Genomic DNA, 22,609 nt, shown 5'->3' on the forward strand with positions numbered 1-22,609 from the left:
GAACCAAGTCAAATCCTTGAACCAAGTCAGTACAAAAAGTCACTAAAAAGTAACCAACCGGCTACCTCTCGGCGACTCGCTAAAATTTATACCACCCCACAACACAACGCAAACTCGCAGGCCAACGTTGGTTTTTAGTGATAGCACGCGATCTTTCCATCAGGCCCATCGATAACGCGCACCGGAGTATTGAAGATGGGCGTCAAGATATCGTCGCGCATGATGTCCTCGGCCGGGCCGAATTCGACGATCTGCCCGTCCTTGCAAGCACAGATATAGTCCGCGTAGCGGGCGGCAAAGTTGATGTCGTGCAGAACCACGATGACCGTGCGCCCCAACTCCTGGGCGGCCTCGCGCAGGTGACGCATCATGTCCACCGAGTGCGAAATGTCCAGGTTATTCAGCGGCTCATCCAGCAACACGTAATCGGTTTCCTGGCACAGCACCATGGCCACGTACGCGCGCTGGCGCTGGCCACCGGAAAGCTGGTCAAGGTAGCGGTGCTGCAATTCTTCCAAGTGCAGGAAGTGAATGTACTTAGAAATGACCTCTTCATCGTGTTTATTAAGCCGCCCCTTGGTATAGGGAAAGCGGCCAAAGCCCACGAGCTGGCGCACGGTGAGTTTCGTGACGAAGTGGTTTTCCTGCCGCAAGATGGACACGATTTTCGCTAGGTCGGCGGACTTGCTGTATTGGATGTCATAGCCGGCGATTTCGATGCTGCCTTCATCCATGTCGAGCAGGCGCCCGATCATGGTGAGCATTGTGGACTTACCCGCACCATTCGGCCCCACCAGTGCGGTGATGCCTCCCTGCGGAATGGTCAGGTTGAGCGGACCAATAGCGGTCTCGGCGGAATAGGTTTTAGAAACGTTCTTTAATTCGATCACAGTCGGCCCTTTCGCATAATGACAAACAGGAACACGGAGCCACCTACCAGCTCAATGATGATGGACACCACGCCTTGGGCGGAAAATACGTGCTGCATGAGGAAATAGGCCGCAATGAGCACGAGGAATGCTAAGCCCACCGCCATCGGGAAGATGTAGCGGTGATCGTAGGTATCGGCGAATTGATAGGCCAGCGTAGCTACCAAAAAGCCCAGGAAGGTCATGGGACCTACCAGCGCGGTGGTCGTCGCCATCAGCAGCGAGACCAACACCAGCGTGTAAATTGCGTGTGCTTTGTGGTTCACGCCCAGGTTGGTGCTGACATCGGCGCCCAAGGAAATCACGTTGAGCTTGCGCGCATTGAGCACCAAAAGCGTGGTGGCGATGGCCACGATTGGAATGGCGATGGGATAGTACTCGGATTCGGCGTTATTGACGGAACCAAAAAGGCGCGCGGTCAGCACGTCGAACTCGCTAGGGGTAAGCATGCGCTGCATGAAGGTCGATAGCGAGCCTAAGCCACCGCCGATGACCACGCCGACCAGCAGCATCGCATGCATATTCTGCTTCCTATTAGTCAGCAGCCACGAATAGAGCACCAGGGATAGCCCCACCATGACGGCCATTTGCATGAGGAAGGTGGGTACGGTGCGGGCATCGTTAAGCCCACTAGCCCCCAGGAAGAAAATGGTCGCGGTATTGATGGCAACGTACAGCGACTCAAAGCCCATGATGGATGGAGTCAAGATGCGGTTATTCGTCACGGTATGAAAAGACACCGTAGCCATGGCTTGGCACACAGCGACGATCGCCATGGCGATGAGGGCATCGGCGCGGCGCTGGGCGATGAGCCAAAACTTGCGCGTACCAAATTCCATCGGGTTGCCATAGGCCAGGTATGCAAAAGCCAAAGATGCAGCCAGGATCCATACGCAGGCCAGGGTGATCCAGTACTTCTTGGGCGGGGCGGACATCTTAGTTAGCACGGGTCGACCTCACAATCATGATGATGAAGACGATGGCGCCGATGACGCCAAGGATGACCGAAACCGGCATCTCGAATGGGGCGATGATGACGCGCCCCACCAGGTCACACACCGTGACGATGCCGATGCCCAGCAGGCAGACCCAGGGAACGTTGGAACGCAGGTCGTCGCCGCGCATCATGGAGACAATATTGGGCACGATAAGACCCAAGAATGGCAGGGACCCCACAACGACGGTGACCACGCCCGTAGCAATGGCGATAAGACCAGTTCCCAGCAACAACATGCGATTATAGTTCAGCCCGACGTTGGTAGCCACGTCCTCGCCCAAGCCAACGACCGTAAGGCGGTCGGCGAAGATATACACCGCCACCAGCACCAAGAGGACGATCCACAAAACCTCGTATTGGCCCTTGTATACAGCGGTAAATGAGCCCATGAACCAGATTCCCAATTGCTGGAGCATATCGGTCATCAGGGCGAAAAACGTCGAAATTGCAGAAACCACGGCGCCCAACATGATGCCGATGATCGGCACGATGAGCGAAGAGCGCAGGGTCACCCGGCGCAGGAAGAGGAAGAATACCACCGTACCCAGGAAGGAAAAGATCACCGCACCTATCATCTTCACCAGAATCGAGGACGTGGGTGCGACGACCATGACGAAGAGCAGGCCCAGTCCGGCCCACTCCGTGGTGCCGGTGGTAGATGGTTCAACGAAGCGGTTTTGGGTAAGCAGCTGCATGACCAGGCCGCTGACGGCCATGGCCGCGCCGGCAAGCACCAAGGCAATGGTGCGCGGTAAGCGGGTAATGCCGAACATGGCGGCGCCATCATCAGCGCCAAAAACGTCGTACTGCCCGGTCAACAAAGAGGTAACGAGCAACGCGGCGACGATGAGTATGCCAAGGCCCAGCTTCCAATCCCAGACCTTTGTGCGGGTGGTGGTTTCCATAACTATCCTTTACGCACCTGAAAACCGGAGGGCACAAAATCCCTCCGGTTTCCGGTTTTTAGTGGTGGCTAGTTCTTTTCAAACGCGTCTGCCATCGCGTTGAGCGTCTCCGTGAAGGTAATGATGTTTTCATTGGTGTAGGTATCCTGCGGAGCGGAAACGATCTTGCCTTCCTTAACGGCAGTCACGTTCTTGAGTGCCGCGGAATCCTCTACCAGCTTCTTACCTGGGGTGTAGCCTGCTTCATCCTTGGCCACGGCACCATCGCGGTCCATGATGAGGATGTAGTCAGGGTTGGAATCAGCAATTGCCTCGACGGAGATGTCATCGCCCTCGTGGTCATCGCTGGCGTTTTCCACCTCGAGGGAAGGCTTCATGCCCAGCAGGTCAAAGAATGGTCCAAAGAAGCGGCCCTTACCTGGGGCGATGTAGTTGATGTCGCCACCGGAGGTGTTGACGGCCATGACGGTCTTCTCAGAATCGTAGGCGTCCTTAGCGCGGTCCAGGGCCTTCTTGAAGTCATCAACGAGCTTCTTTGCTTCATCTTCGTGGTCGAAGATCTTGCCCAGTGCTTCGGTCTGGCGGATGAGCTCTTCCGCCATGTCCTTATCGTCGCGCGGGGAGAAGTCGAGAACCGGGGTATCTTCCATCAAAGCCTCAATATCGGCCTGGTGCTGGGTGAAGCGCTGACCGTTGATGACGATGTCCGGCTCTGCGGCAACCAGTGCTTCCAGGTCGGGCTCGCGGTGCATACCCAGGTTGGCCTCGATCGTGTCTTCATTGATCTTGTCCGAGAGGGTATCCGGGACGATGCCAAGCGGGGCAGCGACAATATTGACGTCCCAATCCGCTAGGATTTCGAAGGCGCGGTTATCCGTTACCGCGACGCGCTCGAACGGTACGTCCAGCTCGTGGGTGCCGTTATTATCTTCGATCTGCAGTGCGCTTTCCGATGTCCCCTTATTCGAACCCTGGTCCTCTTCTTCCGCAGTGCTACATGCGGTAAGTGCCAAGGAGGCGACAGCCACGACAGACAAAAGAGCGCGATGAATTTTCTTCATTGTGCTTTCCTTATAGACGAGAAACAAATGCCCCATTAACTTATCTTAAGTCACCCTAACCAATCAAGGTTGAGGGTAACCTTTCCTAAAGTACAGCGTCCAGCCCATAGAAACGCGCTGCATTGGCGAAGAAAACGTCATCAGCATGTACCCCCGCCGCCTCCCCGATGAGCCGGAAATCGTCCACCGAAAACACCCGGCTCGTCCGCTGCGAGGGCAAATCGGTACCCGCCATGAGCGCCGTTGGATCAACGTCGACAATGCGGCGCACCACCTCTCCCGGATCGAGGTCTACGCGCCCGAATCCGGTGGCCTTGACCTTTACCCCGGCATCGACAAGTTCTAAGAGGCCGTCTACTCCCTGCGCGCTCAGGCCCAGGTGGTCGATGCTCACGGCCGGCAGCTTCTTGAGCACTGGGGCCATATCGCCCAGCGTAGCCGCGTCGACATAAAGCTCCACGTGCCAACCTGCCAGGTCATAGATCCGCCAGGCGAGCTCCTCCAGGTCCTCCCGTGCTGCGCTGCCACCGCGCCGCAAGTTAAAGCGCACCGCCCGCACGCCCAAGCCATCCAACCGGCGGATTTCGGCATCGGGGACATCGGCAGGCAGCTGTGTCACGCCTACGAAGCTATCCAATTCCCCCAGGGCTTCTGCCAGATACCCCTGGTCAAACCCCTGAAAGGAACCGGAGACGACCGCGCCGGCGGTGATATCAAAACCCTCACCGCGCAGCTTCTCGCGCCATACGTCATAGGCCGGAACCAAAAACTCCGGCGGCGTATAGCCCTGATTTTCCTGAATGGGGTGGGAAAAATCGATGATGTGGAGGTGGGAATCAAATACTCGCTGCATGGCCACTACCCTAGCCGCGCGCGGGGACTCTCATAAGAAAACCCCAGCTAGAACTGAATCCAGCTGGGGCTCTCGGTGGAGTTTCCGGGAACTGAACCCGTCTAAGCCATGGACGTTACTGGCCGAACTGTCACTTACCTGGACACCAGGGCGGCGAGAGTTGAGCCTAGTACTGAAGTGTCCCAGATTTTGTTCCGTGTGGATAGATGGGAGAATCTGGGACATTTCACTAACGTAAAGGACGCTTAGTATCCAATTGGGTACAAGCCGTCGACTATGGCACTAGCCTAAAAGTCAACTATCCCCCCCCTTCCCCGTCCTAGAAGCAATCGCCGAAGCAATGGAGCCAGCACTACTCGCTAAGAAAGCTGCCTAACCTCGACGTTGAGCTTGATTTAATCTTTCAGGGGGTTAGTCCCTCCAAGCTTCATTTCGAACCGCTTATAGTCTTCGAGTGAAGCGAAATGCCGAGAGTACAAGTCAATGTCCTTTTCCACAGTCCCATACAAGGCAGGGGCAATATCTACGATGTGACGAACCTTTACTGAGCCATGTTCGGCGTCTCCTTCGTCTTCTTGTGCATGCGCCAACGCCTGTACACGCTCCGAGGCAGCTTCGTCCGTATCTGCATAGACGATATAAAAATCTTCACGGAAATAGCTCTTTTGCGTCCCGACACGAGACAGCTCGAATACCACTATTCCTACGTAAGGTTCCATGCTTCACCTTCTCTTAGTCGAGGTCGTGCAACCTATCTCTGCTGACACAACGTGGAAGTGTTCACGTTCGTGAGTTTAACAAGTTTTTCATCTGGTACCCCGATCAAGTAGTCACGATGACTGATACGGAATAAAAATAGCCCCTCACCTGCAAATGCAGGTGAGGGGCTCTCGGTGGAGTTGCCGGGACTTGAACCCGGGTCCTTCGTCACCTTGCCAGGGCTTCTCCGTGCGCAGTTCGCACATGATCTCTGCTCGGCCCTCCGGTTCGGGCGAACTCGTACCGGATGATGGGCCCAGTCACCAGTAAGAGTCCCATCTGGCCCTGATGACACAGCCAGACGGCAAGTTCCTTAGTCGATGCCAGGTTCTAGGTCAGGAACGAAACCTAGGCTGACAGACACGCGTCGCTGTAATTAGGCAGCGAGGGCGTAGTCACGCTGAGAGTTCTTCTCTGCGTTTATTTGTTTGCTACGACGCTTAAACGGTGGTCGGTAGCCTTCACCGGCACGCTTCCCCTGGCGCAGTGTACGAAGTCGAAACCAAATCAACCCCATAGCACTGTAGGGACGGGATAGTGCATCATTCCCTACGGTTGTTCCAACACTACCGCAGACGCTTCTATTTCTCCAAGTGCTCTTCCAGCCACTCTTTTAAGACCACCGCGTGGTTAATCTTGCGGTCGGCGGCGCCAAAGAGCAGCGTCAGGTCCCCCTCTTTTGCCAAGGAGAGCAACTGGGTGAGCTCTTCGGATTCGCGATCATCGAGCTCGGCGCGGTAGCGGCGCGAAAACTCCTCGAAGGAATCCGCGTCATGGCTCCACCACTTGCGCAGCTCGGGGCTGGGGGCCACGTCCTTGAACCACTCGTCATAGTCCAGGTCCGCCTTGGCGATGCCCCGCGGCCACAGGCGGTCTACCAAAACGCCCGTCCCGGAAATGGAGTCTTCACCCTTGACAGCATCGTGAACCTTTACCGTTTTAAGCATTAATCCCCTTCACGCGGCGGCCGAGCTCGCGGGTGATTTCGCGGTTCTGGTCGCGCCGCTTGATGTCTTCGCGCTTGTCATAATCCTGCTTACCTTGCGCGAGCGCCAGCGACAACTTCGCGTACCCATTTTTGAGGTACACCTTGAGCGGCACCAGGGTTTTATTGCCATTGCGCACCTGCCCGTAAAGCTTGTCGATCTCCCGGCGGTGCAGCAAGAGCTTGCGGGTGCGCCGCGGGCTGTGGTTGGTCCAGGACCCCATCGAATACTCCGGAATGTGTAAATTCCGCAGGTACACCTCGCCATTATCAATGGTGGCGAAGGCATCATTGAGCGAGATTTTGCCCTCCCGGAGGGATTTGATCTCCGTGCCGAGCAGGACGATGCCACACTCGAATTCTTCGAGGATCTTATAGTCGTGCCGGGCCCGGCGGTTGGTCGCAAGCGTAGCGTCCCCGGAAGCCGCCTTCTTATTCTTCTTGCCCTTTTTAGCCATAATTGCCTCAGTGTACTGCTCGTTTACCACACCCGGCAAACGGCTTAGCGGCGGACATAAGAACGCAGGGTAATCTGCGCGGTGGCAGCGGTAACCGCCAAAGCGAGCAGCCCCACCAGCGGCAGTGCAATCCACAGATCGCTGGACTTCATCGGTGCCAGCAACTGCGATTCATACAGGCCCTGTAGCGCAGGATCGATCACTTGGGATTTCGCCACGAGCAGCCCAGCGCCGCCAAGAACCACACCGATAAGGGAGGCGAGCACGGCTTCTACCACGAATGGCGCCTGCGTCATCCAGCGCGAGGCGCCCACCATGCGCATGATTTCGGTCTCACGGGTGCGGTGGAAGGCGGCGATTTGCACCATATTGGCCACCAAGAAGATAGCTGCAATGGACATCACGATGGCCACGATGAAGGTGGCGGCGCGGATGGAATCGAGGTTGCTTGCCGCTTCACGCACCTCCTCTTGCTGATCCACGACCTCTTCTACCGCCGGGTTATCCTGCACGGCATCGATGGCGGAGGCTTCCTCCGGGTCAACGAGGCGCACGTGCAACGCTGCGGGAAGCGCATCCGGCGAGGTTTGTTCCACCATCACCGGGTCGGTGTCCTGGAATAGCTCGCGGAAGCGCTCGTAGGAGGCCTCCCGGTTGCGAAATTCCACGGACTCTACAGAACTATCGGATTCCAGCTGTTCCTTTAAATCCGCGCAGGCAGGAGTGGTGCAGTTTGGATCCGTGGCGGAAATATCCTCGTTGAGCTGCACCATAACCTCCACTCGGTCCAAGTAGATTTCCTTCGTATCCTTGGTGAGGTTGGTGACCATAATGCCGGCAACCACGGCGCCGACAGAAATGGCCGTGGTAATGATCATCGCGATGGTCATCGTCAGGTTGCGACCCAAGCCCTTGCTGGCCTCGCGGAAGATGAATCCTAGCTTCATGCCTGCTCCTCCTGCGCCGAATAGGCGGCGTTGTGTTCATCGCGAACGAGCGTGCCATCGCGCAATTCCAGCACGCGCCTCTTCGCCTTATCCACGGCGCGGGAATTGTGCGTAGACATCACGACGGTGGTGCCACGTTTGTTGATGCGCAGCAGCAAGTCCATGATCCCGTCGGCGGTGGCGGGATCGAGGTTGCCCGTGGGTTCATCGGCAAGCAGCAGCTTCGGGCGATTAACCAAGGCGCGTGCGATGGCCACGCGCTGCTGCTCACCGCCGGAAAGCTCGTGTGGCATCGCGTGATGACGGTTTTCTAGGCCCACCATCTCCAGTACCTGCGGCACCGCGGTGGAGATGCGGTGCTTGCTCTTGCCGATGACCTCCAGGGCAAACGCCACATTCTGGTACACGTTCAGCTTGGGCAGCAGCCGAAAATCCTGGAATACGTAACCAATGGATTGGCGCAGGGCGTTGATATCCTTGCCGCTTAGCTCGTTGACGTGAAAATCGCCGAAGTAAATATCGCCTGAGGTCACATTGCTATAGCGCACCATGAGCTCTAGAAAGGTGGACTTTCCGGACCCTGAAGGGCCGATGAGGAAGGCAAACTCACCGTCCGCAATCTCAAAAGACACCCCATCGAGCGCGGGGCGGGACTGGGCGGAATACACCTTAGTCACGTTATTGAAAGTAATCACCCCGCCACTGTAGCAACCAAAGTTGACAGCAACCTGTGAACGCTATTTAGTAGTGTAGTCTAGAACACAAAATCTGGTGCGCAATGATGCCCGACCCGATCGACAGAAAGTGCCGATACTATGGCCGAGACTAAAACCAAAGAAAAACCGGAGAAAGCTAGCGGCTTTTTAGGCACCGTAGAAAAGATCGGCAATAAACTCCCCGATCCTTTCTGGCTCTTCGTCATCCTCGCGATAAACGTCGCCATTACCTCTTGGATTGGCCATCTGATTGGCATGAGCGCCGAGGATCCCAAATCCGGCGATACCATCGAGGTTGAATCCCTCCTGACCACCGAAAATATCTCGCGCATGGTCACGGATGCGGTGGAAAATTTCACGAGCTTCCCACCATTGGGCGTCATCCTTGCCGTGATGCTGGGTGTGGCCGTCGCCGAGCAGTCTGGGCTCTTGTCCGCGCTCGTGCGCGCCATGGTGACCAAGGTCAGCCCAAAGTTCCTTACCTTCATCGTCGCGCTGGCCGGCGTGACTGGTTCCGTGGCTTCGGATGCCATTTATGTCATCCTCATCCCGCTGGGCGCGATGGCCTTCCACTCGGTGGGCCGCTCCCCCATCGTGGGTGCCATGGTGGCCTTTGCAGCGTCCTCGGCAGGCTTCAACGCCTCGCTGATCCTCAACATCACTGACCTCCTGCTGGCCGGTATTTCCACTCCTGCCGCACAGTTTGTGGATGAGGCTTATGAAGTCAGCCCGCTGGCCAATATCTTCTTTGTCATCCCATCCGCCATCGTGCTGTCCCTTATCATCACCGCCGTTACGGAATGGTTCATGGTGAAAAAGGCCCGCGATCTGGTCAACCACGACAAGATTAATTACGAGGAAGTCTCCTTCTCCCAGGCCGCCGGTGCCGATAACGACGCAGACGAGGACGGCGAGGAAAGCGACGTTGATTTCGAGGAAGAAGAAGAGCTGCGGGTAAAGCCGGAGGAGCAAAAGGGCTTGGCCGCCTCTGGTATCGCGTTACTTATCTTCCTCGCGGGATTCTTCGCCCTGCTCTTCATCCCGGGCTCCCCGCTCGCTAGCCAAGAAGATAGCTTCATGGAATCGCCGCTGATTAGCGCGATTGCGGTTCCCATTGCCCTGGCCTTTTTGGTCTGCGGCATCGTCTACGGCATCTACGCCGGCACGCTAAAGTCCGCCTCGGACGTGCCAGATTTCATGGCTAAAGGCATTAAGGCCTTGGTTCCCATGCTGGTGCTCTTTTTCGCCGTCGCCCAGTTCTTGGCGTGGTTCCAGTGGTCCAACCTCGGTGTCTGGACCGCGATTAAGGGCTCTGAGCTGCTGCAGGCTTGGTCGCTGCCGCCCATCTTGATGTTCGCCGCGCTCGTGGCCATGGTGGCAGTTCTCAACCTGTTCATTACCTCAGGTTCCGCGCAGTGGGCACTGATGGCGCCGGTGATCGTCCCGATGATGATGTACGTGGGCATCTCCCCGGAGGTTTCCCAGATGCTCTTCCGTATCGGTGACTCGCCGACAAATATCATCACCCCGATGTCGCCGTACTTCGCCTTGGCACTGACCTTCCTGCAGCGCTACTACAAGCCGGCGGGCGTTGGCACGCTGATGTCACTGGCGCTGCCGTATTCCATCGCCATGATTGTTGGCTGGTTCATCTTCTTTATCGTGTGGTACCTGCTGGGTATCCCGCTCGGGCCGGGCGCCCCGATGCACTACCCGGCTTAAGCCTGCAGAGCGCGGTTGAGTTTAATCCTCGCCGCGCTCTTGTTGTATCCGCCACCGGATGCCGGCTTCCAAGAAACCATCGATGTCCCCATCGAGCACCTTGGAGGGATCGCCCATTTCAAAATTGGTGCGCAGGTCTTTGACCATTTGGTACGGGTGCAAAACATAAGAGCGCATCTGGTTGCCCCAGGAGGCATTGCCGCCGGCGCCGAGCGCATCGAGCTCCGCCCGCTCCTCCTGGCGCTTGCGTTCCAGAAGCTTTGCCTGCAAAACCCGCATGGCAGAAGCCTTGTTTTGGATCTGCGACTTCTCGTTCTGGCAGGTGACCACGATGCCGGTGGGGATATGGGTCAGGCGCACCGCGGAATCGGTGGTATTGACTGACTGTCCACCGGGGCCAGAGGAACGGTACACATCCACGCGCACCTCGTTATCTGGCACGTCGATGTGGTCCGTTTGCTCCACCACGGGAAGGACCTCAACCTCTGCAAAGGAGGTTTGGCGCCGGCCCTGGTTATCAAAGGGCGAAAGGCGCACGAGGCGGTGCGCGCCCTGTTCCACGGAAAGTTGGCCGTACATGTATTCCCCATGCACTACAAAGGTGGCGGATTTAATGCCCGCTTCTTCGGCATAGGAAATATCGTAAATATCCACCTTATGGTCGTGCTTTCCAGCCCAGCGGGTGTACATGCGCATGAGCATCTCCGCCCAATCGGCAGCGTCTACCCCGCCGGCTCCGGAGCGAATATTGATCACGGCCTCGCGCGGGTCATATTCCCCGGAGAGCATGGTGGTTACCTCGAGGGATTCGATGGCGCTTTCCAGCTCAGCGAGGTCTTCATCGGCAACGGAGACGGTGCCTTCTTCCTCCGCGAGCTCGTACATCACCGGCATATCATCTAAGCGCCCGCGCAAAGACTCCAGTTTGCGGACCTTTGCTAGCGCGCTTGATAGCTCAGAGGTGACCTTCTGTGCGTGCTCGGGGTCATCCCACAGCGAGGGATCCCCAGCTTGGGCTTCTAATTCCCGAATGCGCGCAGCCAAGGCTTCCGGATCCATGACCTTTTCAATAGTGGTCAGGGTGGTGTCCAATTGCTTGAGCCGTGTGATTACTTCGGGACGCATAGGGCCCAATCTTACCCACCTACCCCACAGAATTAGCCATTGGTGGGATTTAGGGTGACAATGGTGTGCATGGATCAAAAGCCAAGCTTGCAGGAGATGATCGATGCGGTCATCAAAACGTTTATTGTCGCGCATGCAGACGATGGGGATGCCCATTTGGCGCAGGCGCTTGTGTATAACGCCGGACGCTTGGCTTGGCGCTTGCGCGAGATGGGCGTCTCGGTTGAGCAGAAAACCTCTATTTCTGATGTGGTCACGGATGCTGACCGCGCCGCCGAGCGCTTCGTCGCCGGCGTGCTAGAGGCCGTGCGCCCCGAGGACGGCTTGGTGGGGGAAGAAGGCACCGCCCGCGAGTCCCAGTCCGGGCGCAATTGGGTCATCGATCCGGTCGATGGCACCTATAATTTCACCTCCGGCTCCGATTATTGGTGCTCAGCGCTCGCGCTTACCGATGCCTCCGGGGTCGCCCTCGGCGCCGTCCACCGCCCCGCCATGGGCTATACCTGGTTTGGCGGGCGCGACTACCCCACCTCGCTGGATGGCAAGGACGTCGCCAAGCTGGCAGATAAGCCCGCGGAGGAGATCTCGCTCTCGTCCTACCTGCACCCCACGTCGCTCGCGGATCCAGAAATTCGTGCTGCATGGCAGCGGGTAACCGAAAACTTTGCTACAGTCCGTATGCTTGGTGCCGGTTCGGTGGACTTGGCCTCCGTGGCAGAAGGTACGTGGGGCGCTTGGATGCAGCACTCGATAGCAGATTGGGATTGGTTCCCCGGCAAGGCTCTCATTGAGGCCGCCGGTGGTGCGGCCCGCAAGATAGAAGCCGGTGGCGTCGAGTGGTGCTTGGCCGGAAATAAACAAGTAGTTCAACAAATGGAGGAATGGCTCCGTGGGTAAATTCAAAGAAGACTTAGGTCTCGCGCTCGAGTTAGCCGGTCACGCCGATGTGGTCACGATGCACCGTTTCGAAGCCACCGACCTTTCCGTGAAGGAAAAGCCGGACCTGACCCCGGTGTCGGATGCGGATCTGAACTGCGAGAAGCACATCCGCGATTCGCTGAAGCGCTCCCGCCCGCGCGATGAGGTTTTAGGCGAAGAATTCGGCGGCCAGGCCTGCTACGAAGGCCGCCAGTGGGTCATCGATCCCATCGATGGCACAAAGAACTTCGTGCGCGGCGTGCCGGTATGGGCCACGCTTATTTCCCTGCTCGAGGACGGCGAACCGGTCGTCTCCGTGGTCTCCGCCCCTGCCCTGCGCCGGCGCTGGTATGCGGCTAAGGGCGCCGGTGCCTACCGTGTCTTTGGCGGCGAGCCAAAGCGCCTGCACGTCTCCCAGATCGAAAAACTTGGGGATGCTTCCCTAGCCATGAGCTCGTTGACCGGCTGGTCCGAGCGAGGGTTGCGCGATAAATTCCTCAACCTCACGGATAAGACGTGGCGCCTGCGCGGCTACGGCGATTTCTGGTCCTACTGCCTCGTGGCAGAAGGCGCCGTCGATATCGCCACCGAGCCGGAGGTCTCCCTCTGGGATCTCGCCGCCCCTTCCCTGCTGGTGACCGAGGCAGGCGGCACGTTTACGGATCTTTCCGGCAATCCTGGCCCGCACGGCGGATCAGCCATTGCCTCCAATGGCCGCCTGCACAAGGCCGCTTTGCAGATGCTGCAGGATTAAGGGCGGGCCGAAAGCTTCAATAGGACCGGTTCACGGCGCCCGCCCTCGGCGCCGGAGCAGCCGTCACTGTGCGAGCAGCTTCCGCAACCGCCCGTGGGGCACGAGGACAGCGATTCGCGCACGAGCTGCGCGCTGTGCTCCAAATGTGCGAGGATTACTTCCACCGTCCCCTGCCCTAATCCCGTCGCGCGGGCGATATCCGCGGGGGTGGAGTGACCGCCGCGGATCGCTTCTTTTACCTTGTCTGTAGGGCTCATAGGAATAACCTCAGCACCTGGAAGACGCCGACTGCCAAGACCCAAGCCGTGACGAGCTGCAGTACAAAGCCGATGAGCGTCCACTTCCAGCCGATTTCGCGCCGCTGCGCGGCCACCGTAGCCACGCACGGGGTATAGGCCAAGAGAAAGACCATATACGCCCACACCGCGGCCAGCCCGTGCCCACCGGAGGCGGCATCGAAATCGCTGCGGATGTGATCGGCCAGCGAAGACTCGGCCTGCTCCTCAGGATCAGCATCCGTGACGTCATCGACGGCGTAGGTCTGCGCCCAGGTGGAAATCAGCGTTTCCTTCGCCACGAAGCCGGTAACCAGCGGGCCGGTCAGGGACCATGAATCGAAGCCTGCCGGCGCGAAGGCCGGGGATATCGCCTTTGAAACCGCGCCATACGCCGAGTCCTCCGGCGGGACGGCTTCCTCGTCAAAGGAATGCCCACCGGTAACTGGGATGGACATGAGCAGCCAAATGACCACCACCGTGGCCACGATGATGCCGCCTGCGGTGTGAAGAAATCCCTTCAAGCGCACCCACATAACCGAGACCGATAGTTTGAGCGTGGGCAGCTGATACGAAGGAAGGTCAATTACGAGCGCCTCGGACGGCATGGCGCGCCAGACCGTTTTCCGCAGCGTCAGGCCCACGGCAACCACCAAGGCGATGGATAAGACGTACATGCCAAAGACGGCCGATCCGGCGTGATCGGGGAAGAAGACCTGCGCCAGCATCATAAAGACGATGAGCCGCGCCGAGCACGAAGTAAACGGGATGAGCAGGCAGGTAAGGATGCGGTGGCGGACATCGCCAAGCACGCGCGTGGCCGAAATCGCTGGCACGTTGCAGCCATAGCCCACCACGATGGGGATAAAGGCCTTGCCGGGCAGGCCAATCGAGCGCATCACCCTATCGGTGACCACCGCCGCGCGGGCCATGTAGCCGGAATCCTCCAGCACGGCCAGGCACAGAAACATCAGCGCCAGCAGCGGGGCGAAGGTCAGGACCATGCCGACGCCGCCAATGAGGCCATCGACAAGCAGGCCCGTAATCAGCCAATGGTCGAGGCCAATGGCTTCCAGCCCGGCGCGGGCCGCGTCCGAGACCGGACCGGTAATAAGGTCCTCGAGCCCGTCCTGCATGGGCCCTGCCACCGTGGTGGTGATGAAGAAGACCGCCCACATCACCGCGAGGAAGAGCAGTGGGCCCACCACCGGGTGCAGCACCACGCGGTCGACGCGTTGGGGGAGGGTCTCACCTACCTCTACGCGGTGGACCGCGGCTTTTTCGGCGGCATCGAGATCCGCAAAGCGCTGGTCCAGGCCGGAATCCTGGCGGATGATGGTTGGCTCGGCGCGCATGGCCTGCGCCACGGTGGTTTCCAACCCGTCGAGGTTGCGCCGGCGCCGTCCATTAACGCTGACCACTGGCATGCCGGTAGCGCGGGAGAGCGCATCAGTATCGATGCTAATGCCCTGCTGCTCGGCCATATCTTCCTTGGTCACGCCGAGGATGACGCGGTACGGCTCGGCGGCGATTTGCAGCGCCAGGTTGAGCCCGCGGGCCGGGGCCGTTGCGTCCACGAGGACCACGACGACATCGGGGCGCTCGTCCGCTGGGCAGTCAATGAGCATCTGCTTGGTAAAGGCCTCGTCCGGGCTCATGGGGTCCAGGGAATAGGCGCCGGGCAGGTCGATGATGTCGAAAGCCTCTGGCTGCGCATTCCAGAGCCCGCGGCTGACCTCGACGGAGGTGCCCGGCCAGTTGCCAGTCTGGACCTTCGCGCCGGTCAAGGCGTTAAAGAGGGTGGATTTTCCGGAGTTGGGCGCGCCCACCAGTGCCAGGACTGGCGTGCCTTCCGCCGCTATCCGCATACTAGAGGTACTGTGGCAGCTTGCTGGGGCCGTGGAGTTATGTGCCATGGCTTATGCCTCCAGCGGAATGACTTCGAGTTGGCGCAGCGTGTGCGCATCCACCGCGTAGCGGGCCGTGCCCACGGTGACCACGCGCGCACCGCCGGCGACGGTGCGGCCAATCTGCACGCGGGTGCCTGGGCGAAAGCCCAGCTCGCGCAGCCGTACGGCCAGTGCTGGTTGGGTCTCTATCGCGTTGTGCAGGCAATCAGCGGACAGTTCCACCACGGCATCGGCGGGTGCCTGATCCGCGCGCATGGGACCGGTTTCTGGTGGGGTGGAATGGGTTTGGTGCATGGGGAAACCTCGGTTCAAATTTCGCTGCGGAAGCGTTAGCCACAGCAGATATTGACTATTCCTAAACAGACAATAGGTAAGTCTCACCTCAGTTTATGGCGATTACGCAGGCAAGGCTATCCTGCGCTTCCCCCACTTTGGCGGGACGCATGCGCGTTATATGCCCATAGAAATTGCGCATGAAAAAGCGCCCCGTGCGGCTCTCAAGGCTGAACGGGGCGCTGTCTGCTTCGCGCTTATGCTTCGGGCAGGGTAAACCCTGCGCCAACGCCACCGCGGCGGTTCATATCCGCCAACACGGTGTCCATGTTGGTAGCGGCGGTGGGGTTGTGAACCGCACCTTGCAGCGGGGTGCGACACGGGAAGTTCACCGGCAGGAAGCCGCCGGAGATGGAACCGACGAGGCGGTCACCGGCGAGCAATGGCGCACCGGAATCGCCCATCATGGCACAGACCTGGTTGACATGGATGCTTTGTGCCTGCTGATAGGTCATACCGCAGGTCTTGCCGGTGGCAACACCCTGCTTGCACACGGTCTCACCCGGGTTTACGGTCCCGCCCAGGGAGTTAACGGTAACCCCGTTGTAGGTGCGGGTGACCTCTGCGTTAGAGCCGAATTCGATAACCGAATAATCTAGCTCGTCGTTCTTGGACACGATGGTGCCCGTCGGGCCAATGTGATCGGAATCGGCCGAAATAATGGCATCGCCCTCATTGCCGCAGTGCCCCGCGGTCAGCCCCACCTTGCGGCCAGCATCGTCATGACCGGCAACGCTCAAGGTGCACATGGTGTCACCATTGATGTAGATGGGAGTTCCAGGGCCATAGAGGGACTTGCCTTGGTTCATGGCAACATCGGATTCCTCAGGAATGCGCGGGGCATCGAACAAGGACCCCGGCACGCGGTGCAGAACAAAATCTGCATCGGGCTTGCCTGCGGCTACCTTGGAAAATCCATCATTTTTCCACTGGTAGTTGGGATTATTACCCAGTGGCTTTTGCTCTACCTGGGTAGCTTGTTCCAGCAGCCCGAAGGGATTCGGGGTCGTGGCCGGCTCCGCATACTGAGCCCCCTGCTGGACCTTATTCGCCACCGTATCGTGCGCGTTCTGCACCGCGGAATCTACGGTATCGGTGACCTGCTTATCCACCTCTGGGGTCTCAATGCCAAAGTCCGCGAGACCTTCGCGCACGTGGTTGATTAACCCTGCCGAGTCAATATCCGGTTGGGGCAATTCTTGGGCGCCTGCTGCCGGGGAGCCCAAGAAAAACGCACCAGCGAAAGCCGAGCCCACCAGGACTTTCTTTAGGTGCGGAATGCGAAGCATCAAAGTACCTTCTTTCAGTTGTCAAGATCGTGCTAGCTAAATCCTGACATGAATCTCGTGTGAAAGCAGCTCAGTCCTGTGACTGTTTCCAAGCCGTTACCGTTCTTTCAGGTTTCGGGGGTGATCACACTATTAATCCGTACCCAAAAACTTTTCGATGCCCTATTCTTCACCCCATGAGGTCCCCACAGATTAGCGCTGAGACTTAAGATGCCAGAGCCGCTTTCTTATTCCGATACCGCCGGATTTCCGCAGCTGCACATGAGCAGGGTCATCGACGCCGATTTCGATACCGCAGCCCACCGGCTCTTTCGCTGGGGCATCCAGCGCAGCGGCCTATTCCGCGTGAGCCCCACCCACCCAGTCGTACAAGAAGGCGCCGAGGTCACCATGGGCCTTGGCCCGTTTGATTTCCGCTGCCGCGTGGTCGAGACCTTCGCCGACGATGGCCGCTGCGGCTTTACCTACGGCACCTTGCCCGGACACCTCGAGCGCGGCGAGGAAACCTTTACCCTAGAGCGCCTGCGCGATGGGCGGACGCTGCTGCTTATCGATGCCACCTCCGAGCCCTTCCTGCCCTTCTTGCGCCCGCTTGTCGATATCCCCCGCCACCTCCTCATCCGCCGGTTCTACCTGCACGCGCTGGACTAGCACGACAGCACAAAAGGCCGCTGCCCCTCCCCCTACCGGAAAAGCAGCGGCCTACGCGTAGTTAACTACTTATGCTTCTCATCGAGGTTATCGCGAGCCTCGCGCACAACGTCTTTCACGCGGTCAAAGAAACCGCCCTTCTTGCCGGATCCGTCCTGGTATTCCTGTGCTTTGTCTTCCACGAAGTCCTTAGCGCGGTTGATGGCTTCTTCAACGACATTGCCGGCCTCGGTGACCTTGTCCTTCAAGTCATCGAAGTCATCGCGTTCATCATCTGCCACATCCTCTTGCGGCTGCTCTGGTGCGGTGCCGATGTGTTCTTCCTCGGCCTCGCCCACCACATGCTGTGAGGGCTCATAGTCCGCGTTGTCCTCATCCAGCTGTTCCTGCAGGTCCGGTTGCTCGGACGCGGCGGCGACGTGTTCTTCCTCAGCACCAGTAACGACGTGGTTCTTCGGCTCGTAATCACTCTGGGTCACGGAATCGTTCTGCTCATCCGCGTTCGCCGCTGCAGCGGCACCGGCAGCAGCTGCGGCTCCCGCGACACCGGCTCCCGCTGCAGCAACCTTGCCGGATTCAATCTTGTTGCCCTCGGCATCAGTCGATGCCAGGTAAGTAAACTTCTCGCGGTCCACGTCTACTTCGTGCCCAAGGGCGCGTGCAGTTTCTTTAGCCATTGCTTTGTACTCCTTAACTAGATCTATTCTTTCCTATCCTAGCGTTCCAGAAAGTTAAGGTGCATGCACGGGGAACCGGTATTGGAAAACCGGAAGGCTCTTTTGCGCGATTTAAGTGCCCATCCCAGCAGATAGAGGTACGGCTGAGCGTCAGGCTGTCCAAAACAACCGCGTTTCGCCAAAAATCGGGCCGAAAAATGGACAAACGCGGTTGTTTTATACGCTTTCCGCTCTCCACCGCGATCATCTCGCCAAAATTAGCGTGCAATAGGCACGCGTGCACTAGACACGCGTGTACTCTGCATGTATTCTGCTGGCATGGACACTCCAAGCAAACAAGTCGCCGACGCACTGGGACTCCTTTCCCAGCGCAGCCTCCGCCGACGCATGTACGCCTACCTCACCCAGGGGCTCGGTGAAGAAATCAATGAATCTACGTATTTGGTACTCAGCGGCCTAGACCGCTGTGGTCCCTCCACCCCAAAAGAGCTCGCCACCGTTATCGGCTTAGACCGCTCGGTGGTATCCCGCCACGCCTCGGTCTTAGAAAAAGCCGGGCTCATCACGCGCGCTACCGATCCCCGCGACGCGCGGTGGATACAACTGTCGCTAACCCCACTGGGCCAAGACAACGTCGCCGTAATGCGCTCACGCCTGACCCAAAAATTGGAAGAATTCCTCGCCCGCTGGCCGGAGCCCGCGCAACAACAATTCGCGGAAATGCTCACCGCCCTCACCCACGACGGACCATTCACCCCTTAACCCACACACCTCCATCACTATCTCCATCATGACCACACCTCACCACGCCATGTGCGCACGCGCACACACTCCGAAGGGAACCCCTCATGCAGGAAGAAGAAAAACTCGATCCCCAGACTAGGCGGGTCGTCATCGCCCTAGTCTTCGGCTCAATTTTGCCGCTGCTAGATATCAGCATCGTCAACGTCGCTATTCATTCCATTGGCGAGGCTTTCAACGCACCGATAGTTCTCGCCCAATGGGTCATCACCGGCTACGAGTTGGCCTCTACTATGGCCATTCCACTCAGCGGCTGGGCAACGCGCCGCTTCGGCGCCAAAAATCTCTGGATTACCGCGCTGGCAGTCTTCACCGTCGCTTCAATCCTGTGCGCGGTCTCTACACATATAGACATGCTTATCGCCTTCCGCATCCTGCAGGGATTCGCGGCGGGCTTCTCGGTGGCGGTGATGCAGACGCTCATTGTCACTAATGCCGGGAAGGACCAGGCCACACGCGCTATCACCGCAATCGGGCTACCGGCGGTTATCGCACCCGCTATTGCCCCACTACTGGGCGGGCTGCTTGTCGATGCCATCGGCTGGCGCGCCATCTTCCTCATCAACGTTCCCATCGGCATCACCGCGATTGCCCTTGCCGTGCACTATCTAGAACGAACCCCAGCAGACCCTACAGCCCAGCTTGACCGCACGGGATACCTCTTGCTCGCCCCCGGTTTGCTCACGGCGGTCTATGGCTTTACCACCATCGGGCACATGAGCTCCTGGGCAAGCGGAATTCTCCTCATCGCCAGCGCGGGGCTGATTGGATATTTTGTGCTACATGCGCTCCGGGCGCCTTCGCCGCTTATCGATGTCCGCTTATTTACCCACGCTTCCTTTTCCTCAGCGTGGGCAACACTGGCCATTGCAAGCACCGTGTTTTATGGCGGACTGTTTCTCATTCCGTTGCACTACCAGAGCAACTACGCCTACACCGCACTGCATGCGGGACTTCTGCTGGCCCTACAAAGCGTGGGCGCCTATTTCAGCCGCTCGGCATCGAAAAAATTCATCGCCCGATGGGGTACGCGGAAGACTGTCTACGTGTGCATTGTCGCCACTATTATCGGAACGCTACCTTTCGCTTTTCCCACCGGCCAGGCGGCAGGCTGGCTCATCCTTCAAGGCTGCGGGCTATTCGTGCGCGGCGGCGGCATCGGAGCCCTTACGGTGCTCACGATGTCCGCGACCTACCACGGCTTAACCAAAGATGAAGTCGTCCATGCCAGCGCTGCAGGCCGCATAGCGACCCAACTTGGCAGCGCACTCGGTGTGTCAGTCTGCACGGTGCTGATGACCCTTACCCACGGGGTCGGCTGGACGACCTTCGCCTACTTCACCGTGTTCACCACACTTATGGCTGTAACGGCCACCCGGCTCCCGCGTGGAACCGTAGTCCGGAAATAAATGGTGAAGCTCGAGGCGTTTGTCCCACCGAGGCTCCTCTTTAGGAATTCGGTTCTGCCTCCAGGACGAAAAGGTGTTTACCCCAGCCAACAGCCGTGGCAGAAGAAATTAGAGCGCCGCTATCAGCGACAACAGCGCTGACATCTTCTTGTGTCGGCACCTTCGTGCCGAACATGGAAAGCCTCACCAAGTCCTCTTCATAGGAATGCTCATCGCCCCCGGTTTCCTCCAGAACCTCGGAAAGGATATAAGCCCGATGGAACGCATCTCCGTGAGCGGCGCGGTCTAATTGGGCAGTCACCTCTGCGTTGCCAAAGACACTCCAGGGATCAATGAAGACTACATCAGTTGCCCACGCATAGTCCGCATCAGTGGGATTAAAGCCAGTTCCATCGCCACTCGTTTCGCACCGTTCACGAGAAGCTCCTGCGATTTCCCGTAGCACTGCTTCCGAGGAAGCATCGGTGATAACCCTGCTCTGAGCATGCTCACATCGCCGGAGAATTTCATCTGCATATACTGCACTGCCCTGCCCAACGATAAGGACGCGAGCCCTTTCATCGAGATAATGCTGCAGTTCCTTTGCCGCGGAAGGAGCAGTCCACCCAGCGCTCACATTCTTTTGCTCAAAGCGTTCGGCTGCCAGTTGCGGGTCCTGGCCAAGATATTCTGACCACGGCAATCCCCTCTCGCCTTGCGGAGCCGCCTCACCGGTACGAAGGCTGTGTTCAAGGCGCATCAGTGCCATCGCCTCAAGATGCGCAGGCCCGCTTAGCCAACGCACCACCTTTGAATCCGGGTCCGCCAGTTCCAGTCCCATTGCGGTCAAGGTGAAGGTGGACTCGCTGACTTCGACGAGTTCAAGAGCAGCTAGGTAGCGGATAAACCTCCGCAACGCCTCCTCGTGAAGTTCTGTCGCAGCAGCAAGGGCAGGAACTGTTTTGGCACCCGCATCGATCTCTTGAAAGAGCCCTAAACGTACGGCAGTGCGAAGCGCAAAGGCTGAATTCAACTCACCCAAATCATGGATATTGTGCAAAACACTATTACTACTGTTCGTCGCACTTTCTTTGCCGTCTTTCCGGCTAGTACGCCGCCAGTAGCCTGTAATTTCCTGATGCTCAGGGGCAATTCCGGAAGCTTTGAACAAACGCCGCAGTGTTTTCAGCCGGGACGCCTCCCCCGCCGCCCATACGTATGCTTCACCACTAGGCAATCGTGAATCAGCAGTCTCTTCAAAAAGCGCACTAGTCTTTGCTATGAAGTCGTCGCCCTGGTCACGTATCGCCCAGTGGACGTGAACTGAATCTGGAATGTCTAAGTCTTGAATATCAGCGCTCGTCGGAACCTCTATCACCGCAACCACATCATGCCCTGTCGGAAGTGATTCCAGGCAGCGGCCGATGGCTGGGAGCGCGGTCTCGTCTCCCGCCAAGAAAAGCCAATCGGTATGCGTGGGTAACTGCGCACACGACTTTGGACCTGCCACAAAAATAGCGTCACCGATCCGGACATTCTGTGACCAGTTTTCAGCCAAGCCCACGCCATGGCGAGCGAAATCAATTGCTAACCGCCCGTTAACAGCGTCAAAGTAGCGAACCGTGTATGTGCGGAAGAGATTTTTAACAGTTTCTGGCCACAGGAGGTTGCCATCGTTTTGGGCGATTGGGTGCGGCCGCTCTCCAGTTTCCGGATCTGGGAAGATGAGCCGAACGTCGTCATCAAAACCATGGCTTAACAATGAAGGAACGGAAATGCCATCGCGTTCATGCTCCTGGAGCTGTTCCCCGCTGAACGTAATTCGCCGCATGGATGGCGATATATCTTCGATATCTTCCACGTATAATTCCCGGTAAGAAATTGGATAAATTTCCCTGCTCCGGCTGTTCCTTGGCATTTTGAGACCATTCCCCTCTCGGTTTTGATGGCTTTTAATTCACTTTGTTCGATGGCCTAAATTTTCTTATTAAGTTGTTACTAACGCTTTGAACACCTTTCCCAACACCAAGCATTTCCAGCTCACCTAGAGACCTTTTAACGCGGCCATCGTGCTGCGCCGATGGGTGAATATGCGGAAAGCCTGACGTCGGTTTTCGTTGCCGGAAAGGCAAGAACGGACGCACCACTGCCTTGGA

Annotated in this window: 23 protein-coding genes and 1 other RNA gene; 6 read left to right on the forward strand and 18 right to left on the reverse strand. The window is 58.1% G+C overall.

Going from position 1 to position 22,609, the window contains the following annotated elements; all coding sequences use genetic code 11:
* Positions 1-134: 134 nt before the first annotated feature.
* The 11 genes from ABRP95_RS08000 to ftsE all read right to left on the reverse strand — a co-directional run bounded on the left by ABRP95_RS08000 (position 135) and on the right by ftsE (position 8,589).
* Positions 135-890 carry an iron ABC transporter ATP-binding protein gene (locus ABRP95_RS08000; protein WP_284769979.1) on the reverse strand — a complete coding sequence of 252 codons (756 nt, stop codon included), beginning with the start codon at positions 888-890 and terminating at the stop codon, positions 135-137.
* The gene (locus ABRP95_RS08005; RefSeq protein WP_284770097.1) at positions 887-1,864 is read right to left on the reverse strand and encodes an iron chelate uptake ABC transporter family permease subunit; all 978 of its coding nucleotides are present in this window, start codon (positions 1,862-1,864) and stop codon (positions 887-889) included. The genes ABRP95_RS08000 and ABRP95_RS08005 overlap by 4 nt, the downstream gene beginning before the upstream one ends.
* 1 nt (position 1,865) lies before the next feature.
* On the reverse strand, positions 1,866-2,831 hold the full coding sequence (locus ABRP95_RS08010; RefSeq protein ID WP_284769980.1) for an ABC transporter permease: 966 nt from the start codon (positions 2,829-2,831) through the stop codon (positions 1,866-1,868).
* A gap of 68 nt (positions 2,832-2,899) precedes the next feature.
* On the reverse strand, positions 2,900-3,892 hold the full coding sequence (locus tag ABRP95_RS08015; RefSeq protein ID WP_410758117.1) for a siderophore ABC transporter substrate-binding protein: 993 nt from the start codon (positions 3,890-3,892) through the stop codon (positions 2,900-2,902).
* Between the two features lie 85 nt (positions 3,893-3,977).
* Entirely contained in the window at positions 3,978-4,745 is a 768-nt protein-coding gene (locus ABRP95_RS08020) for an amidohydrolase family protein (RefSeq protein ID WP_284785002.1), read from the reverse strand.
* 395 nt (positions 4,746-5,140) lie between these two features.
* Complete coding sequence (locus ABRP95_RS08025; protein WP_023025804.1) at positions 5,141-5,464, reverse strand: DUF4288 domain-containing protein; 324 nt, start codon at positions 5,462-5,464, stop codon at positions 5,141-5,143.
* 172 nt (positions 5,465-5,636) lie between these two features.
* Positions 5,637-6,019, reverse strand: a transfer-messenger RNA (tmRNA) gene (gene ssrA, locus ABRP95_RS08030).
* Positions 6,020-6,085: 66 nt separating this feature from the next.
* A complete protein-coding gene (locus tag ABRP95_RS08035) occupies positions 6,086-6,451 on the reverse strand; it encodes a DUF488 domain-containing protein (RefSeq protein ID WP_284769982.1) in 366 nt (121 codons plus the stop codon).
* Complete coding sequence (gene smpB, locus ABRP95_RS08040) at positions 6,444-6,947, reverse strand: SsrA-binding protein SmpB (protein WP_023016945.1); 504 nt, start codon at positions 6,945-6,947, stop codon at positions 6,444-6,446. Before smpB ends, ABRP95_RS08035 begins: the two co-directional genes overlap by 8 nt.
* Positions 6,948-6,991: 44 nt before the next feature.
* Positions 6,992-7,894 carry a permease-like cell division protein FtsX gene (ftsX, locus tag ABRP95_RS08045; RefSeq protein ID WP_349839207.1) on the reverse strand — a complete coding sequence of 301 codons (903 nt, stop codon included), beginning with the start codon at positions 7,892-7,894 and terminating at the stop codon, positions 6,992-6,994.
* Positions 7,891-8,589, reverse strand: coding sequence for a cell division ATP-binding protein FtsE (gene ftsE / locus ABRP95_RS08050; protein WP_023028469.1), 699 nt, complete (start codon positions 8,587-8,589; stop codon positions 7,891-7,893). The genes ftsX and ftsE overlap by 4 nt, the downstream gene beginning before the upstream one ends.
* A 120-nt stretch (positions 8,590-8,709) precedes the next feature.
* Here ftsE and ABRP95_RS08055 point away from each other — a divergent pair, with 120 nt between their 5' ends.
* Positions 8,710-10,332 (forward strand): AbgT family transporter, encoded by a 1,623-nt coding sequence (locus ABRP95_RS08055; RefSeq protein WP_349839208.1) that lies wholly within the window; start codon positions 8,710-8,712, stop codon positions 10,330-10,332.
* 21 nt (positions 10,333-10,353) lie between these two features.
* On the opposite strand, the gene prfB is transcribed toward ABRP95_RS08055, so the two are convergent.
* The gene (prfB, locus tag ABRP95_RS08060; RefSeq protein WP_284769985.1) at positions 10,354-11,457 is read right to left on the reverse strand and encodes a peptide chain release factor 2; all 1,104 of its coding nucleotides are present in this window, start codon (positions 11,455-11,457) and stop codon (positions 10,354-10,356) included.
* 60 nt (positions 11,458-11,517) lie between these two features.
* Here prfB and ABRP95_RS08065 point away from each other — a divergent pair, with 60 nt between their 5' ends.
* Together ABRP95_RS08065 and hisN are read left to right on the forward strand one after the other, a co-directional pair.
* Positions 11,518-12,354 (forward strand): inositol monophosphatase family protein, encoded by an 837-nt coding sequence (locus ABRP95_RS08065; RefSeq protein WP_284783631.1) that lies wholly within the window; start codon positions 11,518-11,520, stop codon positions 12,352-12,354.
* Complete coding sequence (hisN, locus tag ABRP95_RS08070) at positions 12,347-13,129, forward strand: histidinol-phosphatase (protein ID WP_023025791.1); 783 nt, start codon at positions 12,347-12,349, stop codon at positions 13,127-13,129. The genes ABRP95_RS08065 and hisN overlap by 8 nt, the downstream gene beginning before the upstream one ends.
* Here hisN and ABRP95_RS08075 read toward each other — a convergent pair.
* The 4 genes from ABRP95_RS08075 to ABRP95_RS08090 form a co-directional block, all read right to left on the reverse strand.
* Positions 13,126-13,386 carry a hypothetical protein gene (locus ABRP95_RS08075; protein ID WP_023016941.1) on the reverse strand — a complete coding sequence of 87 codons (261 nt, stop codon included), beginning with the start codon at positions 13,384-13,386 and terminating at the stop codon, positions 13,126-13,128. The genes hisN and ABRP95_RS08075 overlap by 4 nt on opposite strands.
* Complete coding sequence (gene feoB, locus ABRP95_RS08080; protein WP_284783633.1) at positions 13,383-15,320, reverse strand: ferrous iron transport protein B; 1,938 nt, start codon at positions 15,318-15,320, stop codon at positions 13,383-13,385. Before feoB ends, ABRP95_RS08075 begins: the two co-directional genes overlap by 4 nt.
* Positions 15,321-15,323: 3 nt before the next feature.
* Positions 15,324-15,608 carry a FeoA family protein gene (locus ABRP95_RS08085; RefSeq protein WP_284783634.1) on the reverse strand — a complete coding sequence of 95 codons (285 nt, stop codon included), beginning with the start codon at positions 15,606-15,608 and terminating at the stop codon, positions 15,324-15,326.
* Between the two features lie 236 nt (positions 15,609-15,844).
* A complete protein-coding gene (locus ABRP95_RS08090) occupies positions 15,845-16,936 on the reverse strand; it encodes a S1 family peptidase (protein WP_284783655.1) in 1,092 nt (363 codons plus the stop codon).
* A gap of 210 nt (positions 16,937-17,146) precedes the next feature.
* Here ABRP95_RS08090 and ABRP95_RS08095 point away from each other — a divergent pair, with 210 nt between their 5' ends.
* Positions 17,147-17,587 carry a DUF1990 family protein gene (locus ABRP95_RS08095; protein ID WP_284769991.1) on the forward strand — a complete coding sequence of 147 codons (441 nt, stop codon included), beginning with the start codon at positions 17,147-17,149 and terminating at the stop codon, positions 17,585-17,587.
* A 65-nt stretch (positions 17,588-17,652) separates the two neighbouring features.
* Here ABRP95_RS08095 and ABRP95_RS08100 read toward each other — a convergent pair whose 3' ends face one another.
* On the reverse strand, positions 17,653-18,264 hold the full coding sequence (locus tag ABRP95_RS08100) for a kinesin (protein WP_284769992.1): 612 nt from the start codon (positions 18,262-18,264) through the stop codon (positions 17,653-17,655).
* Positions 18,265-18,582: 318 nt separating this feature from the next.
* On the opposite strand from ABRP95_RS08100, the gene ABRP95_RS08105 reads away from it, so the two are divergent.
* Both ABRP95_RS08105 and ABRP95_RS08110 read left to right on the forward strand, forming a co-directional pair.
* On the forward strand, positions 18,583-19,026 hold the full coding sequence (locus ABRP95_RS08105) for a MarR family winged helix-turn-helix transcriptional regulator (protein WP_284785007.1): 444 nt from the start codon (positions 18,583-18,585) through the stop codon (positions 19,024-19,026).
* An 86-nt stretch (positions 19,027-19,112) separates the two neighbouring features.
* Positions 19,113-20,474 carry a DHA2 family efflux MFS transporter permease subunit gene (locus ABRP95_RS08110; protein ID WP_284785009.1) on the forward strand — a complete coding sequence of 454 codons (1,362 nt, stop codon included), beginning with the start codon at positions 19,113-19,115 and terminating at the stop codon, positions 20,472-20,474.
* A gap of 40 nt (positions 20,475-20,514) precedes the next feature.
* Here ABRP95_RS08110 and ABRP95_RS08115 read toward each other — a convergent pair whose 3' ends face one another.
* Positions 20,515-22,314: a siderophore-interacting protein gene (locus tag ABRP95_RS08115; RefSeq protein WP_284769995.1), complete on the reverse strand. Its 1,800-nt coding sequence runs from the start codon at positions 22,312-22,314 to the stop codon at positions 20,515-20,517.
* Positions 22,315-22,609: the final 295 nt, after the last annotated feature.

The organism is Corynebacterium sp. KPL2895 (assembly GCF_040225815.1).
GTDB classification, from domain to species: domain Bacteria; phylum Actinomycetota; class Actinomycetes; order Mycobacteriales; family Mycobacteriaceae; genus Corynebacterium; species Corynebacterium rhinophilum.